This is a genomic window from Streptomyces sp. NPDC024632 (genome assembly GCF_055559175.1).
Map to the genome: position 1 here is coordinate 127,341 of NZ_JBVHLD010000005.1, position 15,133 is coordinate 142,473.

The 15,133-nt window shown below is 75.0% G+C and carries 16 protein-coding genes; 8 read left to right on the forward strand and 8 right to left on the reverse strand.

Annotation, left to right across the window (positions count from 1 at the left end):
• Positions 1-109: 109 nt before the first annotated feature.
• Entirely contained in the window at positions 110-922 is an 813-nt protein-coding gene (locus ACZ37P_RS12255; protein ID WP_467346312.1) for an exodeoxyribonuclease III, read from the reverse strand.
• 89 nt (positions 923-1,011) lie between these two features.
• Here ACZ37P_RS12255 and ACZ37P_RS12260 point away from each other — a divergent pair, with 89 nt between their 5' ends.
• The gene (locus ACZ37P_RS12260; protein WP_467346314.1) at positions 1,012-1,503 is read left to right on the forward strand and encodes a GNAT family N-acetyltransferase; all 492 of its coding nucleotides are present in this window, start codon (positions 1,012-1,014) and stop codon (positions 1,501-1,503) included.
• Positions 1,504-1,633: 130 nt separating this feature from the next.
• Here ACZ37P_RS12260 and ACZ37P_RS12265 read toward each other — a convergent pair whose 3' ends face one another.
• Both ACZ37P_RS12265 and ACZ37P_RS12270 read right to left on the reverse strand, forming a co-directional pair.
• Positions 1,634-1,891 (reverse strand): lipopolysaccharide assembly protein LapA domain-containing protein, encoded by a 258-nt coding sequence (locus tag ACZ37P_RS12265; RefSeq protein WP_391049575.1) that lies wholly within the window; start codon positions 1,889-1,891, stop codon positions 1,634-1,636.
• Positions 1,892-1,959: 68 nt separating this feature from the next.
• Positions 1,960-2,901, reverse strand: coding sequence for a helix-turn-helix transcriptional regulator (locus tag ACZ37P_RS12270; RefSeq protein WP_467346316.1), 942 nt, complete (start codon positions 2,899-2,901; stop codon positions 1,960-1,962).
• A gap of 379 nt (positions 2,902-3,280) precedes the next feature.
• Between ACZ37P_RS12270 and ACZ37P_RS12275 the strand changes: the two genes are divergently transcribed.
• Together ACZ37P_RS12275 and ACZ37P_RS12280 are read left to right on the forward strand one after the other, a co-directional pair.
• Complete coding sequence (locus ACZ37P_RS12275) at positions 3,281-4,684, forward strand: MFS transporter (protein WP_467346317.1); 1,404 nt, start codon at positions 3,281-3,283, stop codon at positions 4,682-4,684.
• 143 nt (positions 4,685-4,827) lie between these two features.
• Positions 4,828-5,403: a GNAT family N-acetyltransferase gene (locus ACZ37P_RS12280; RefSeq protein ID WP_355339208.1), complete on the forward strand. Its 576-nt coding sequence runs from the start codon at positions 4,828-4,830 to the stop codon at positions 5,401-5,403.
• Here ACZ37P_RS12280 and ACZ37P_RS12285 read toward each other — a convergent pair.
• Both ACZ37P_RS12285 and ACZ37P_RS12290 read right to left on the reverse strand, forming a co-directional pair.
• Entirely contained in the window at positions 5,372-6,622 is a 1,251-nt protein-coding gene (locus tag ACZ37P_RS12285; protein WP_355339205.1) for a M14 family zinc carboxypeptidase, read from the reverse strand. The two genes, ACZ37P_RS12280 and ACZ37P_RS12285, sit on opposite strands and share 32 nt — an antisense overlap.
• Before the next feature lie 173 nt (positions 6,623-6,795).
• Entirely contained in the window at positions 6,796-8,283 is a 1,488-nt protein-coding gene (locus ACZ37P_RS12290) for a glycosyltransferase 87 family protein (protein WP_467346320.1), read from the reverse strand.
• A gap of 189 nt (positions 8,284-8,472) precedes the next feature.
• On the opposite strand from ACZ37P_RS12290, the gene ACZ37P_RS12295 reads away from it, so the two are divergent.
• From ACZ37P_RS12295 to ACZ37P_RS12305, 3 genes are all read left to right on the forward strand, one after another.
• The gene (locus ACZ37P_RS12295) at positions 8,473-9,630 is read left to right on the forward strand and encodes a molybdopterin-dependent oxidoreductase (protein ID WP_467346321.1); all 1,158 of its coding nucleotides are present in this window, start codon (positions 8,473-8,475) and stop codon (positions 9,628-9,630) included.
• Positions 9,627-10,151: a hypothetical protein gene (locus ACZ37P_RS12300; RefSeq protein WP_467346322.1), complete on the forward strand. Its 525-nt coding sequence runs from the start codon at positions 9,627-9,629 to the stop codon at positions 10,149-10,151. The genes ACZ37P_RS12295 and ACZ37P_RS12300 overlap by 4 nt, the downstream gene beginning before the upstream one ends.
• A 66-nt stretch (positions 10,152-10,217) precedes the next feature.
• Positions 10,218-10,655, forward strand: coding sequence for a hypothetical protein (locus ACZ37P_RS12305; protein ID WP_391163659.1), 438 nt, complete (start codon positions 10,218-10,220; stop codon positions 10,653-10,655).
• Positions 10,656-10,702: 47 nt separating this feature from the next.
• On the opposite strand, the gene ACZ37P_RS12310 is transcribed toward ACZ37P_RS12305, so the two are convergent.
• From ACZ37P_RS12310 to ACZ37P_RS12320, 3 genes are read right to left on the reverse strand one after another with little or no spacing between them, the layout of a single operon-like run.
• Positions 10,703-11,377, reverse strand: coding sequence for a class I SAM-dependent methyltransferase (locus ACZ37P_RS12310; protein ID WP_355339190.1), 675 nt, complete (start codon positions 11,375-11,377; stop codon positions 10,703-10,705).
• Positions 11,374-12,072, reverse strand: coding sequence for a TIGR04282 family arsenosugar biosynthesis glycosyltransferase (locus tag ACZ37P_RS12315; RefSeq protein WP_401855999.1), 699 nt, complete (start codon positions 12,070-12,072; stop codon positions 11,374-11,376). The genes ACZ37P_RS12310 and ACZ37P_RS12315 overlap by 4 nt, the downstream gene beginning before the upstream one ends.
• A complete protein-coding gene (locus ACZ37P_RS12320) occupies positions 12,069-12,845 on the reverse strand; it encodes a glycosyltransferase family 2 protein (RefSeq protein ID WP_467346551.1) in 777 nt (258 codons plus the stop codon). The genes ACZ37P_RS12315 and ACZ37P_RS12320 overlap by 4 nt, the downstream gene beginning before the upstream one ends.
• A 277-nt stretch (positions 12,846-13,122) precedes the next feature.
• Between ACZ37P_RS12320 and ACZ37P_RS12325 the strand changes: the two genes are divergently transcribed.
• Together ACZ37P_RS12325 and ACZ37P_RS12330 are read left to right on the forward strand one after the other, a co-directional pair.
• Positions 13,123-13,935 carry a response regulator transcription factor gene (locus tag ACZ37P_RS12325; protein WP_467346324.1) on the forward strand — a complete coding sequence of 271 codons (813 nt, stop codon included), beginning with the start codon at positions 13,123-13,125 and terminating at the stop codon, positions 13,933-13,935.
• Positions 13,928-15,046 carry a sensor histidine kinase gene (locus ACZ37P_RS12330; protein WP_355339181.1) on the forward strand — a complete coding sequence of 373 codons (1,119 nt, stop codon included), beginning with the start codon at positions 13,928-13,930 and terminating at the stop codon, positions 15,044-15,046. The genes ACZ37P_RS12325 and ACZ37P_RS12330 overlap by 8 nt, the downstream gene beginning before the upstream one ends.
• The last annotated feature ends 87 nt before the right edge of the window (positions 15,047-15,133 follow it).

A 15,133-nucleotide genomic window follows, 5' to 3' on the forward strand; every position in this document is an offset into this window, starting at 1 on the left:
CTCAGCATGCCATCGCCCACCGGGCCCGGCCACGGAGTTCCGCGCCGCTCGTCAGTGCCTTGGAGACGGTGGAGCCGGGGGTGTGACGCGCGCGCCGCGCCGCCGTGGCCTAGATGTCGTAGGTCACCGTCACCGGGGCGTGGTCGCTCCAGCGCTGGTCGTAGCTCGCGGCGCGCTCGACGACGGCGGTGGTGGCCGCGGCGGCGAGGGCTTCGGTGGCGACCTGGAGGTCGATGCGCCAGCCGGTGTTGTTGTCGAACGCCTGGCCGCGCATGGACCACCAGGAGTAGGGGCCCTCGACGTCGGGGTGGAGGCGGCGGACGACGTCGGTCCAGCCCGCGGGGCCGAAGAGTTCGGTGAGCCAGGCGCGTTCCTCGGGGAGGAAGCCGGCGGATTTGCGGTTGCCGCGCCAGTTCTTCAGATCCGCTTCCTGGTGCGCGATGTTCCAGTCGCCGCAGACCAGGGCATGGGTGCCGGTTTCGGCGGCGTGGTCGCGGAGCGCGCCGAGGTGGACGGCGAAGTCCTTCATGAAGCGCTCCTTCTCCGCCTGGCGCTCGGTGCCGACCTCGCCGGAGGGGAGGTAGAGGCTGCCGACGGTCAGACCGGGTCCGGCGCCGGGCAGGTCGACCTCCAGGTAGCGCCCGGCGGCGGCGAATTCGGTGGCGCCGAAGCCGACGCGGACGGCGCTGGGCTCCTCGCGGGTGTACAGCGAGACACCGGCCCGGCCCTTGGCGGAGGAGGGCGCGTGGAAGGCGTGCCAGCCCGCCGGGTCGCGCAGCTCGACGGTGAGCTGGTCGGGCTCCGCGCGGACCTCCTGGAGGCAGACCACGTCGGCTTCGGTCTCCTCCAGCCAGGTCAGGAAGCCTTTCTTGGCGGCGGCGCGGAGTCCGTTGACGTTCACGGTGGTGACGGTGGTCGACATGCGCTGGACGATACCGGGGCCGGTCGGCGGGACCGCTTCGGTATCCCCCGTCCGCACGTGCGTACGACCGCGCACGTACGATATCGGGCGTGGAGATCAGAACGACGCGTTACGACCACCCCGACGCGGTGAAGCTCAACGACCTGGTGCAGCAGGAGTACGTGGAGCGGTACGGCGACGGGGACTCGACCTTCATGGACGCGGCCCATTTCGACCCGCCGCGCGGGCTGTACCTGCTGGCCTACGACGAGGACGGGCACGCCGTGGCCAGTGGCGGCTGGCGCGCCCAGGACGACTCGCCCGACGGGCACACGGACGGCGACGCGGAGATCAAGCGGATGTTCGTGGTGGCGCGGGCGCGCGGGCGCGGTCTCGCCCGCGCGATCCTGGCCGAGTTGGAGCGGACGGCCGCGGCGGGGGGCCGGACCCGGATGGTGCTGGAGACCGGTCAGCGGCAGCCGGAGGCCATCGCGCTGTACCGCTCGTGCGGCTACCTGCCGGTGCCGAAATTCGGCTACTACCGGCACGACGAGCTGAGCGTGTGCCTCGGCAAGCCGCTGGTCGCGCCGCCGGGCCCGTAAGCCGCCGGTCCAAGCCGCCGGTCCAAGCCGCCGGTCCAAGCCTCTGATCCAAAACGCCGGTCTAAGCCGCTGATCGCACCGCACCCGCGCGTACCCCACGGATCGCGGCGCCCCGCACGAGGTCCCGGCGTCAGCGCCCGCCCCTGTTGCGGCCGCCGCGCCGCAGGTACATCCCGGCCAGCGCGCCGACGATGAAGCAGCCGAGCAGCGCCATCCACAGCGGCATCGTGACCTCGGGGATCAGCAGCCGGATCTTGACGTCGCGGGTGTTCTCGAAGATGAAGATCAGGGCGAGGACCGCGAGCACGGCCACGGTCACCCGGCCCGGGGTCACCAGCGAACCGAACCTGCTGTCGCTCGGCGGCTTCTCGGTGCTCACCACGCTCACCTGCTCCCGGTTCGGCGCTGTCCCCTTGCGTTCATGATCGGTGCGGGGGCGCCGGGGCGGGCTGCGGACTACTCCGAACGGGTGAGCGCGTCCGATGTGCGCGCCTGTGCGCTCACCTGCGTGCTCGCGTACGGGCTTCCCTGTGTACTCGCCTGAGCGCTCGCCGCCAGCAGGCGCAGCGCCGCCTCGTCCGGGGTGCCGGGTGCCGCGCTGAACAGCAGCAGCCGGTGGCCCGAGCCGTCGGCGGTCCGCAGCATCTCGAAGGCGAGGTCGAAGCGGCCCACCACGGGGTGGTGGAAGGTCTTGGTGCCGGTGGTGCAGTTGCTGACCGGGTGGCGGGACCACAGGGCGGCGAATTCCGGACTCTTCATGGACAGCTCGCCGACGAGTTCGGCGAATCCGCGGTCGTCGGCCGCCTCGCCCGCCGCCAGCCGCAGGGAGGCGACGGCGCGCCGGGCCTCCTCGTCCCAGTGCGGGTGCAGTTCCCTGGTGTGCGGGTCGAGGAAGAGCATCCGCTGGGCGTTGGGGCGGTCGGCCGGGCGGTCGGGCGCGTCGGGGTCGAGGTGGCCCGCGGTGAGGGCGTGGCCGAGCGCGTTCCAGGCCAGGACGTCGTAGCGGCGGCCCATCACGACGGCGGGCACCGCGTCCATGGCGGCGATGAGCTGCCGCGTGGCGGGCCGTACGGTCTCGGCCCGCTGCGGGGCGCGGCGTCCCGCGCGGCCGGGGCGCGCGAGGTGGCGCAGGTGGGCGCGCTCGTCGTCGGTGAGCCGCAGCGCGGTGGCGAGCGCGTCGAGCACGGCCTGCGAGGCGTTGGCGCTCTGGCCCTGTTCGAGCCGTGTGTAGTACGCGACGCTGACGCCCGCGAGCTGGGCCAGTTCCTCGCGGCGCAGGCCCGGTACGCGGCGCCGGGCACCGTACGGGACGACGCCGACGTCCTCGGGGCGCAGCCGCGCCCGCCGGGTGCGGAGGAATTCGCCCAGTGCGGAGGGGGTGCGCGCGGTGCCGTCCATGCGTCCAGTCTGCCCCGGCGCCCGGCGCGGAGCCTGACCCTGCCGGTGGTAGGCACCGCCGACGTACGTACGGCCCGCGTAGGCACCGCCCGCGTACGAAGAACGGGGGTCTGGGTACGGGCCGCGCCGCCGACGAGCCTTCCGTGGTGACCGCACCACCGCTATGGAGGGCCGCAGGATGACGCCACCGACACCGACACCAGCACCCACACCCGCGCCCACGCCGACATCCGCACCGGCACCCACACCCACACCCACACCCACACCGGCATCCGCACCCGCACCGACGACGGGTGCGGGCCGCGCGGCCGGGACGGGGAGCGCGCGGACGGACGGGACCGGCGCACCGGACACCGCCCCGAGGTCCGGCCCGCCGCCGATGAGCGCGCGGCAGCGCTGGACGCTGATGCTGCTGCTGGGCGCGCAGTTCATGATCGCGGTGGACTTCTCGATCCTGAACGTGGCGCTGCCGGTGGTCGGCCGCGGTCTCGGCTTCTCGCTGGCGAATCTCCAGTGGATCGCGACGGCGTTCGCGCTGGCCGCCGCCGGATTCACGCTGCTGTTCGGCCGGGTCGCGGACCTGTTCGGGCGGCGCCGGGTGTTCCTGGCCGGGATGGCGGTGCTCGGGGTGTCGTCGCTGGCGGGCGGGCTGGCGACGGGTCCGGCGATGCTGCTGGCGGCGCGGGTCGCCCAGGGTCTCGCGACGGCGGCCGTGACCCCGGCCGGGATGGCGCTGCTGACCACGTCGTTCCCGCAGGGGCCGCTGCGGGACCGGGCGCTCGGTCTGAACGGGGCGCTGATGTCGGCCGGTTTCACGGCGGGCGCGGTGCTCGGCGGGGTGCTGACCGACCTGCTGAGCTGGCGCTGGGCGTTCTTCGTCAATGTGCCGGTGGCCGCCGTGGTGCTGCTCGCCGCGCCCGCGCTGATCGCCGAGAGCCGCCCCGCCGCACGGCCCCGGCTCGACGTGCCCGGCGCGGTGACCGTCACCGGCGGGCTGCTCGCCGTCGTCTACGGCTTCACGTCGGCGGGCGAGCGCGGCTGGCTCTCCCCGGTGACGCTGACCGCCCTGCCGGTGGGCGCGGCGCTGCTGGCCGCCTTCGTCGCGGTGGAGCGGCGGGCCCCGGCGCCGCTGGTGCCGGTACGGTTCCTGCGCCGCCGGTCGGTGGTGTGGGGGAACGCGGCCGGGCTGATCGCCTTCGTGACGGAGACGTCGCTGGTCTTCCTGATGACGCTCTACCTCCAGAAGGTGCTGGGGTTCTCGGCGCTCGCGACCGGTCTCGCCTTCGGAGTGCTGGGGGCGGGCACCGTCGTGGGCGGGGTGCTCGGGGCGCGGGTGATCGGCCGGATCGGCACGCGGGCGACGCTGATCGTCGGCGGCGGGGTCCAGGCGGTCGCCACCGCGTCGCTGGTGCCGCTCGGAGAGGGCCGCGGATGGCTGGGGCTCCTGCTGGCGGCGACCTTCGTCGGCGGTGTCGGCAACATGCTGGCGATCGTCGGCTTCATGGTCACCGCGACCTCCGGGCTGCCGGACGAGGAGCAGGGTCTGGCCACCGGACTCGCCACGATGACGCAGCAGATCGGCATCACGCTGGGCATCCCGGTGATGAGCGCGGTCGTCACCGCCCGCGCGGGCGCGGCCTCGTCGGCGGCGCCGCACGTACTCCTCGGCGGGATCTCGCTCGCCGTACTGGTCAACGCGGCCCTGGTGGCGGCGGGGGCGGTGGCCTCCGCGCTGTTCCTGCGGTCGCCGAAGGGGCGTGAACCCGTCCGCGCGCGGGGGTGACGGGAGGGCGGGGCGCGGGGGCGCGCGGGGACAGGGACGGGTGGCGGGGCACGGGGGCAGGGACGGGGGAAGGCCGCGGGCCCGTGCCCCGTACGTCCATCATGGACTCGCCCGCCGCGCCCCCTGCTGGCAGCATCGGACGCATGGACCACAGGCACCGCTCGGACCGCAGGGACGTCCTCACCGACCTCAGGGAACCGCCGGTGCTCGGGGCGGGCGACTACACCTTGCGCCCGTGGTCGATGGCCGACCTGCACACGGTGCGCGAGGCGTCGACGGACCCGCTGATTCCGCTGATCACGACCGTGCCGCCGGTCTACAGCGACGCCGAGGGGATCGCCTTCGTCGAGCGGCAGTGGGGACGGCCGGCGGCGGGCCGCTATCCGATGGTGATCGCGCGGGCGTCCGACGGGTGCGCGGTCGGCAACGTGGGGCTCGACATCATCAGCGCGGACCGCGCCACGGTCGGCTACTGGGTGCTCGCCTCGGCGCGCCGCGCGGGCGCCGCAGGTTCGGCGCTGAAGGCGATCACCGAGTGGGGCCTGCACGAACTGGGCATCGCCCGGCTCGACTTGTACGCCGAGCCGTGGAACACCGGTTCACTGCGCACCGCGGAGAGCGCCGGTTACCAGCGCGAGGGGCTGCTGCGCGACTGGGCGCGCGTCGGCGGGGAGTTGAAGGACGTGGTCATGTACGCAGCTCTTCGTACACCGCGATGACGCTGCGCGCCTGCTGCTCGACCTGGTCGGCGATCGGCACCCAGCGCGGGCGGTAGGCGCTCTCGTACGCCGCGCACCACTCGTCCACCAGGCGCGTGACGCGGGGGACGTCGGCGACCCGGCGGAGCATCGCGGCGGCGCGCAGCGGGACGCGCTGCGCGTAGACCTCGATGCTGGTGACGCGCGCGGTGGTCATCGGCGGCAGCGGGAGCGCGCCGGGCGGCCGTACGGCGGGGTCCCAGTCGGCGGACAGCCGGGGGCCGATGCCGACGAGTTCCTTGACGGTGCGCAGCATCGGGGAGTCCGCGCCGACCAGGCGCGGGTCGAGGTTGTCCAGGACCCGGGCGACGCGGGGCAGGTCGCGGCGGAGCGCCGCGCCCGCGACGCGCAGCGCGTGGTCGGGCGCGGGGTGCGGGGAGATGTCGGCGGTGCGGTCGCAGGCCCACATGGGCACTTCGACGACGGCGGTGACACCGTCGTAGCGGCGGGCGTGCGCCCAGGTGGAGTTGGCGCCGTCGCCGACCGTCGCGGGGTCGCCGTCCGGCGGCATCACATAGACGCCGGGTCCGGGGCTCGGCCACTGGAAGGCGTCGGAGGACCCGCTCTCCAGCGGGATGTCCAGCTCGGCAGCCGACTTGCCGATCCGCGCGGGCACGCCGGGGATGTCGCTGGTGAGCTGCACGAAGCTGCCGCCCACGTCGATGCCGTGCAGCGAGCACTGCAACACCGGTCGCAGCGCGTCCAGTACGCCGAGCAGCGCGCGGGTCTCGGGGAGCGACGCGTCGGGGGCTCCCGGCGGCGGCAGCCATTCGGGCTGTTCCGCCGCGCACGGCCGGAAGAAGTGCTCGTAGTGGCCGCGCAGGGTGTAAGGCCCGCACAGCCAGGGCTCGTTGAGCACCGCGCCGTCCGGGTCGATGCAGAGCAGGAAGTGCCAGGCGGTGCCGTCGCCGTGGCCGCCCTCGCGCTCGGCGGCGAGCTGGTACGCGAGCCGGAGCACCGTGGCACCGCCGACCGCCGCCTCGTTGGCGTGCGGTCCCGCCACCACGAGCGCGTTCCGCTCGCTCCCGCCCTCCGCCTGATCCACCGTCAGCATGAGCAGGGGCCGCCCGGCCCGCGACCGGCCGACAGCCCGCAGTCGGCACAGTCTCGGATATCGCAACGTCAACAGCCGTGCGCCCTGGATGACTTCGGCCGTCGTCGGATAGTGCTCTCTCGCCACCGCATTCCCCCAGAAGCCGAAGCGCGTACTGGCTGCGACTGCGTGACGACGTCGGGTACAGCCCCCACATGACCCCGTCCACCACGGCCGTCGGGCGGCTTCGGTGACGGCGGCACAGAGCGTGCGCGTATCGCGGGTGCCGAAGGGGCCACTGCTGAACGGCCGGGCAAGCACTAAGTACGACACGGCGGCGGCAGGGTGTCAACGGTGCTACCGCAGGTGTTCCGGCGCACAACGGCGCCCGCGACGACGATCAGTGCGGCGGCTCCGTACGCTGTTGCCTGGAGCACGTTTCCATGGGCACCGGCGCCCATCGCGTTCCCGGTGTAGAGGGCGAGTCCGGCCAGCGGTACGGCCAGCCACTCCCAGCGGCCGTCGAGCGCGACGAGGGCGACGACCGACAGCGCGTACCAGTAGTAGGAGGGTGAGGTCAGCAGCAGCGCGGTGCCGGTCACGAGCAGGGCCCCGCTCCACGGCCGGTTCCGGTCCCCACGCCGCAGTACGTACACCACCACCGCGAGGACGGCCGCGATCGCGGCCGGGCCCGCCGCGCCGTCCGGAAGCACCAGTCGCAGCAGGGCGAAGCGCCGTACGCTGCCCGGCTCGTATCCCTCCTCCTGGAGGTACCCGGGCAGGTAGCCGAGCACCCCGCCGCCGGACGCGACGACGTACGGCAGATAGGCGAGAACGATTACGGCGACGGCGGGGAGCAGGACGCGGAGCGCCTCGCGCGGGGTGCGGCGGGCGAGCGCGCCGGGCACGGCGAGGCCGGGCAGCAGCTTCACCGCGACGGCGGCGCCCAGCAGCGCGCCGCGGCGCACGGGCCGCGCGGTCGCGCCGAGCGCGAGGACGGTCAGGAGCACGCCGAGGGTGTCGATGTGCGCGTCGTTGACGGCCGCCACGGGCACGATCGGGCACCACGCCCACAGGGCGGCGCGGCGCGGGTCGGCGCCGCGCCGCCGCAGCGCCAGGAGCAGCGCGCCCGTGGTCGCCGCGGCCAGCAGCGCGCCGCCGGCCTGCATCGGCTTGTACCGGGTGCCCGGCGGCGACAGCGCGTGCACGGCGAGGAACCAGCCCTCGGCGACGGGCGGGTAAATGGTGTGCACGGAGGGCCGGTTGATCCGCGTGCAGTCACCGGCGGTGGTAGGGATCTGCGTCCAGTCCGCGCAGTGGCCGTCCGCCTGGCGGGGGAAGAGCCATGGCTCCCGCAGCCGTTCGAGCTCCGGCGCGTTCGGCGGGTACGCGTACGGCGAGACACCCGACGCCTGCACCGCGCCGTCCCACGCGTAGCGGTACATGTCGTTGCTGGTGCGGGGGGCCGTGGCCAGGCCGGTCAGGGCGAGAGCGACGCCTCCGGCGGCGACGAGGACGGTCGCGGCGCGGCGCGGCACCTTGCGGAGCGCGAGGAGGGCCGCCGCGAACAGGGCCCACGCGGCGGCGTACCAGTACGGCAGGCGGTCCGGACGGCCTTCGGTGCCGCCGACGGCGAGGGTCGCCGCGACGACGGCGACGAGGGCGGTGAGGAGCAGGGCGACGAGGGCGGTCGCCGGTCGGCCGCGGCTCGGGGGTGCGGTGTCGGCGCCGCTTGGGCGGGTGGTGCCGGGGGTGGTGCCGGCGGCGGCCCTGCGGGGGGCGGCGAGGAGCGAGGTACGGATTCCCACAGGTCACACGCTCGCATCCGGTCGTGGCGAGCGGGAGCCGAACCGCTGCGACGTACGCGTTCCGTAAGGAGTCGCGCGCTCCTGCGGGGGCCTCGGCGGGGGTGAGATGGCCTCATGACCGATACACCTCCTCCGCCTCCCGAACGGCCCACCCCGCGGGCCCCGAAGCCTCACGCTCGGCCCGCGGCGGTGCTGTTTCCGGCGTGGGCGCGGGTGGGGCCGCTGCGGGAGGGCGCGTTCAGAGGGCGGCTGCACGACGCGCGGACGGCGGTGTCGCTGGGGCGGGTGCTGGGGGCGGCGCTGGTCGTGTGCTTCGTGACCGGGCTGGTCAGCCACTACTTGCAGCAGCCGCCGAGCTGGGCGGTGAACCACCTTCCCAGCCGCCCGAGTTGGGGCTACCGGTTGACCCAGGGCACGCATGTGGCGACCGGCATCGCCGCGATCCCGCTGGTGCTGGCGAAGCTGTGGACGGTCTATCCGCGGCTGTTCGCCTGGCCGCCGCTGCGATCCGTACCGCACGGGCTCGAGCGGCTGTCGATCCTGGTCCTGGTCGCGGCGACGCTGCTGCAACTGGTCACCGGCCTGCTCAACACCGTGCAGTGGTACCCCTGGCCGTGGAATTTCCGTCCGGCCCACTGGGCGCTGGCGTGGGTCGTGGTGGGCGCGCTGGCGCTGCACATCGCGGTGAAGGCGCCGGAGATCGCGGCGCACTGGTGGCGCCGCTCACCGGGCACGCTGCGGCTGCCCGCCGCCGACGGCCGGGACCGGCGGGCCTTCCTGGCCACGGTGGGCGCGGCGGTCGGCGCCGTGACGGTGACGACCGTCGGGCAGAGCCTCACCCCGCTCAAGGACCTCGACCTGCTGGCCCCGCGCCACCCCGACCACGGCCCGCAGCACCTGCCGGTGAACCGTACGGCCGCCGCCGCGGGCATCACGGCGGCGCGCCTGGCCGACTGGCGTCTGACCGTACGCGGCCCGCACCCGTACGAACTGACGCTGCCTCAACTCCGCGCGCTGCCACAGCGTTCCGTGGTGCTGCCGATCGCCTGCGTCGAGGGCTGGAGCAAGAACGCGCACTGGTCGGGCATCCGGATCCGCGACCTCCTCGACCGTGCGGGCGCCCCGGACCACGCGCGGGTCCGCGTCGTCTCGCTCCAACAGCACGGCGCCTACGCCGTGATGGAGATGGGCGACCTCTACGCCCGGGACCCGCTGACCCTGTTGGCGCTGTCCCTGAACGGCGACGTCCTCTCCCCCGACCACGGCTTCCCCGCCCGGATCATCGCCCCCAACCGGCCGGGCGTCCTCCAGACCAAATGGGTCACCCGTCTCGAGGTGCTGACATGAGACGCCCCACCGCCGTACGCCCGGCGACCCTCCTGCGGTACGGCGTCGGTGCTGTCGGCCTCGCCGGTATGGCCTTCGGCGCGACGCTACTTCTGACGGACCCTCATATCTCGGACTGGCCCGCGGTGGTGGAGTGGCTCGTGGGCGCCGTCGTGCTCCACGACGGTGTCCTGGTCCCCGCCGTCCTCGCTCTCGGCGCCCTGGCCGCGACCCGCCCCGGCCTCCGTCCGCGGTGGCCCTTCGTCGTCGCGGGCAGCCTCGTCCTGATCGCCCTGCCCGTGCTCCTGCGCCCGCGCCCGACCGCCAACCCGTCCGTCCTCCCCCTGGACTATCCGCGCGGCCTCGCCATCGCGGTGGGTACGGTCCTGGCCCTCGCCCTGTGCGGGGCGGTCGGCCGCCGGGGGTGGGCGGGGCGGCGCGAACTGGGGCGGAGGGTACGCGGTGCGGGTCCACGGCTGAGAGCGGCCGGGAGGGCGGGGGTGGCCGCGGTGGGACGCACGGCGCGCGGGCTCCGCCGCTGACCTCGTGTTCCGGCCCCGGGACCGCGCCTTCGAGCGGCCCGGCCCCGGGGAGTCCAGGATGGGGGCATGACGGTATTCCCCGATGTCCCCGGCGTCTGGCACGGACGGTCCGGCTTCCGGCTCATGCCCACCGACCCCTTCCACGAGGCCCCCGCTGGCGCCCGGGTCGTCCTCGGCGCCGCCGGTCACCTGGCCTGCGTCACCTACACCTGGCAGCACCCGGACGACGGACCGCAGGACGGCATGCTCACCGTCGGCGCGACCGACGAGAACACCCGGCTCACCGCACTGTGGGCGGACTCCTGGCATCAGCAGCCCGCCCCGCTGCTGATGCACGGCACGCCCGGACCGCACGGCATCGACGTCGAGGGCGAGTACGCCGAGGGGTGGATCTGGCGCATCGCGGTCGACGCGGGTGAGCCCGGCACGCTGCGGATTCGTATGGACAACGACATCCCGTCCGGCCGCTACCGGGTCATGGAGGCCACGCTGACGCCGAGTTGACGTACCGGGCTCCGTGTCGGGACGCCGCTGCGCGAGCCGTCACGCGCCTACCGCACGCTGACCAGAGCGGCGAAGCGGCGGCCCGACGTCGACCACTCCTCCGCCACCGACCAGCCGGTGGCGCGCGCGGCGGCGCGCAGCGCGAGGGGGCCGAGGCGGGCCCACGGGAAGTCGCGGCCCTGCCGTCCGTGGGCGTCCTCGACGCGTACGGTCACTCGCTCGTCCACCTCGTGCGGCGCGGCCTCGGCGAGCAACCGGCCTCCGGGGGCGAGGAGTTCGCGTACGCGCGCGAGGAGGGTGTGCGGGTCGCCGCCGATGCCGATGTTGCCGTCGGCGAGCAGCGCGGTGCCCCAACGGCCCTCCGCGGGAAGGCGGTCGAAGACCGAGCGGCACAGGACCGCGCCGCCCGCGCCCTTGGTGCGGGCCACGGCGGCGGGGCTCACGTCGAGCCCGAGGACCGGCACCCCGTACCCGGCGACGGCGGCCACCAGCCGACCGGGACCGCAGCCGATGTCCAGTACCGGTCCACGGCAACGGCGCAGCATCGTACGGTCGGCGGCGTCCGGCGGCGCGCACCAGCGCTCGACCTCGAGCGGCAGCAGCCAGCCGTCCTCCCGCCGCAGGAACAGCGGCCCGCGCCCGCTGACCAGGGCGCGCGCGTACGGATCGCCGCCCCAGGTGGTCGCGGTGGCGGACCGCGCGACGGGTACGGAGGTGGTCACCGGGCGGCACCGGCGGGGGCTGGAGCGGCGGGCGCGGTGGCGGTGGCGGCGGCGGGACGGCTCATGGGGGCGAGGCGGCGCCAGGCCGCGGCGAAGTGCGTGGCCGGTGCCAGGGCGGCGACGTCGGCGGCGTCGGACGGGGTGTCGACGTCCCGCAGCAAGGGGAGGTCGTGGACGCGGAGTCCGGCGGAGGTGAGGCGGGCACGCTGGACGGCGCCCGTGTGCGGGGTGGACATGGGGACGCCGAGGAGGAGGTCGGGGCGGGCGGGTTCGGCGAGGCCGAGCGCCCAGAAGCCGCCGTCGGCGGCGGGTCCGAAGACGGCGTCGCGGGTGTCCCACGCGTCCGGCCGCAGCGCGGACTCCAGCAGGACGGCGGTGAGTTGGGGGGTGTCCATGCCGACCAGCAGCGCGGGTCCCGTGCACAGGGCGAAGGCCCCGGCCAGTCGTTCGTCCAGGCCGCCGCCGGTCTGCGGTGCGACCTCGTAGCCGTCCGGCAGCCACGGTCCCGGAGCGCCGTCCAGGACCAACACCCGTCGGCTCACGTGGAGTTCGAGGCCCGCGGCCAGCGTGTCCCGGAGCGCCGCCTCGGCCAGGACGGCGGCCTCGGCGGCCGTGCAGTACGGCGTCAGACGGGTCTTGACGCGCCCGGCCACCGGAGCCTTGGCGATCACCAGCAACGTCGTCGCGGCCTTCATCGGGCACCCGCCGTAACCGTCGAGTCGGTGCCCGCGGTGGCGTGACCGGCCGACTCGCTGCCGGCCGTCGCGTTCCCGGCCATCTCGGTACCGGCTCTCCCGTCACCGGCCATCTCGCCACCGGCTCTCCCGTCACCGGCTCTTTCGTTCAGCACCGCCGTCATGTCGCGGACCGCGTGCCAGGTGCCGCGCCAGGTGCCGGTGACCTTGGAGCGGCCGGTGCGCGGCGCGTACGGGACGGGGGTCTCGCGGATCCGCCAGTCCGCGTCGGCGGCGCGGACCACCATCTGGAGCGGGTAGCCGGAGCGGCGGTCGGTGAGGGCGAGCGCGAGCAGGTCCTCACGGCGGGCGGCCCGCATCGGGCCGAGGTCGTGCAGGCGCAGACCGGTGCGGCGGCGCAGCAGCCGGGCGAGCTGGAGGTTGGCCAGCCGGGCGTGCGGCGGCCAGGCGCGGAAGGTGGTGGGGCGGCGGCGGCCGAGCACCAGGTCGGCGGCGCCGTCCAGCACCGGCCCCGCCACGGTCGGGAGCAGCGCCGGGTCGAGGGAGCCGTCGCAGTCGCAGAAGCAGACGACGTCGGCGGTCGCGGCGAGCAGTCCGGCGTGGCAGGCGGCGCCGAAGCCGCGTACGGGCGCGTGCACGACGTACGCGCCGTGTTCCGCGGCGATCCGGGCGGAGCCGTCCGTGGAGCCGTTGTCCACGACGATCGCGCGCCAGCCGGGCGGGATGCGGTCCAGCACCCAGGGCAGGGCGGCGGCCTCGTCGAGGCACGGCAGGACGACGTCCGCGACGGCGGGGGGACGGGGGCCGGGGCGGGAGCCGGCACAGACATCGGGGCGGGCGTCCGGGTGGAGGTCGGCCGGGACGGCGGACCGGACGTCACCGGGGACGCCGGGGACGCCGGCCACGGTGGGCGATGGCTTGGTCACACGGATCACCCTACGGAGACGCAACGGACATAACGGACCCGCGATCCTTACGAAACACGGACGGCACCGCTCCCCGGCCTCCGGCCCGGCGTCACTGTCCGTGGCGGGTGTCAGACTCGACAGCATGACCAGCCCCACCGTGCCCGCCGCCCCGGCCCCGCGCCGCCGGGTCCTCGTCGTGGACGACGACCCGACCGTCGCCGAGGTCGTCGCGGGCTACCTCGACCGGGCGGGCTTCGCCGTCGAGCGCGTCGCCGACGGCCCCTCCGCCGTCGCCCGCGCCGCCGCCCTCCGGCCCGATCTGGTCGTCCTCGACCTCATGCTGCCCGGCATGGACGGCCTCGAGGTCTGCCGCCGTATCCGCGAGAACGGACCCGTGCCGGTCGTCATGCTCACCGCCCGTGGCGACGAGGACGACCGCATCCTCGGGCTCGAAGTCGGCGCGGACGACTACGTGACCAAGCCGTTCAGCCCTCGCGAGCTGGTGCTCCGCGTCGAGTCCGTCCTGCGCCGCGCGGGCAGCCCGCCCGACCCCGCCTCCGCCCCCGGCGCGTGGCTGCGCTCCGGCTCCCTCGCCCTCGACCCGGCCGCCCGCCGCGCCACCCGCCACGGCGCCGAACTCCCCCTCACCATCCGCGAATTCGACCTCCTCGCCTTCTTCCTCCACCACCCGGGCCGCGTCCTCGGCCGCGAGGAACTCATGCGCCGCGTCTGGGGCTGGGAATTCGGCGACCTCTCCACCGTGACCGTCCACGTCCGCCGCCTCCGCGAGAAGATCGAGGCCGACCCCGCCCGGCCCCGCCTGATCACCACCGTCTGGGGCGTCGGCTACCGCTTCGACCCGTCCGACGGCCCCGCGGACGACCCGGTGGGCGACCCGGTGGGCGACGGGGGCATGGGCGCGGCCCCGGCTTCGGGCGGGGGACACGATGCGTGACGTGGTGCTCATCGCCGCCTACGCGGCGGCCGGGGCGGGGGCGGCCGGGGTGCTCGGAGCGGTCGCGCTGCGGCTGCTGCGGCACCGGTCGGTGGCGTTGTCGCTCGCCGTGGTCGCCGTCGTGACGGTGGCGGCGATGCTCGCGGGGACGCTGTCGGTGGCGTGGGCGATGTTCCTGTCGCAGCACGACCTGGGTGTGGTCACGACGGTGTGCGGGATGGCGGCCGTGGTGTCGCTGGGCGTCACGCTGCTGCTGGGGCGGCGGGTCGTGGCGGGCAGCCGCGCGCTGGCCGCCGCCACGCGGGCCTTCGGCGACGGCGACGCCTTTGCCGCTCCCGCGCACGCGCCCACGGCCGAACTCGCCGAACTCGGCCGCGAGTTGGCCGTCACCAGCGCCAAGCTGGCCGACTCGCGCCAGCGCGAGCGCGCCCTTGAGGCGTCGCGCCGCGAGCTGGTCGCGTGGATCTCGCACGACCTGCGGACGCCGCTCGCCGGGCTGCGGGCGATGACCGAGGCGCTGGAGGACGGCATAGCGGAGGACCCGGCCCGCTACCACAAGCAGATACGGGCCGAGGTCGACCGGCTCAGCGGCATGGTCGGCGACCTCTTCGAACTCTCCCGCATCCAGGCGGGCGTTCTCGCCCTCTCCCCCACCCGCATGTCGATGTACGACCTCGTCGGCGACGCCATAGCGGGCGCCAATCCGCTGGCGCGCGAGCACGGCGTACGGCTGGTCGGCGACGGGGTCGAGCCGGTGCCGGTGGAGGTCGACGGCCGTGAGATGACGCGGGTCCTGGCCAACCTCCTGGCCAACGCCATCCACCGCACCCCCGCGGACGGCACCGTCGCCGTTTCCGCTCGGCGCGACGCCGCTTCCGGCTCCGTCGTGCTCTCCGTCACCGACGGCTGCGGCGGCATCCCCGCCGACGACCTTCCCCGCGTCTTCGACACCGGGTGGCGCGGGACCGGGGCGCGGACGCCTCCGGCGGGGGCGGGGCTCGGGCTCGCCATCGTCCGTGGCATCGTCGAGGCCCACCATGGGCGTGCCGCCGTGCACAACGTCCCCGGCGGCTGCCGCTTCGACGTCGTCCTCCCCGCCGCCCCCCTCTAACGGGCGGCACCCCGTGCCTTCAGGGGCAGGGGGCAAGTCGGTCGCTCCCCGGACCGCCGGCCGGTGGGGGGTTGCTCGCGCAGTTCC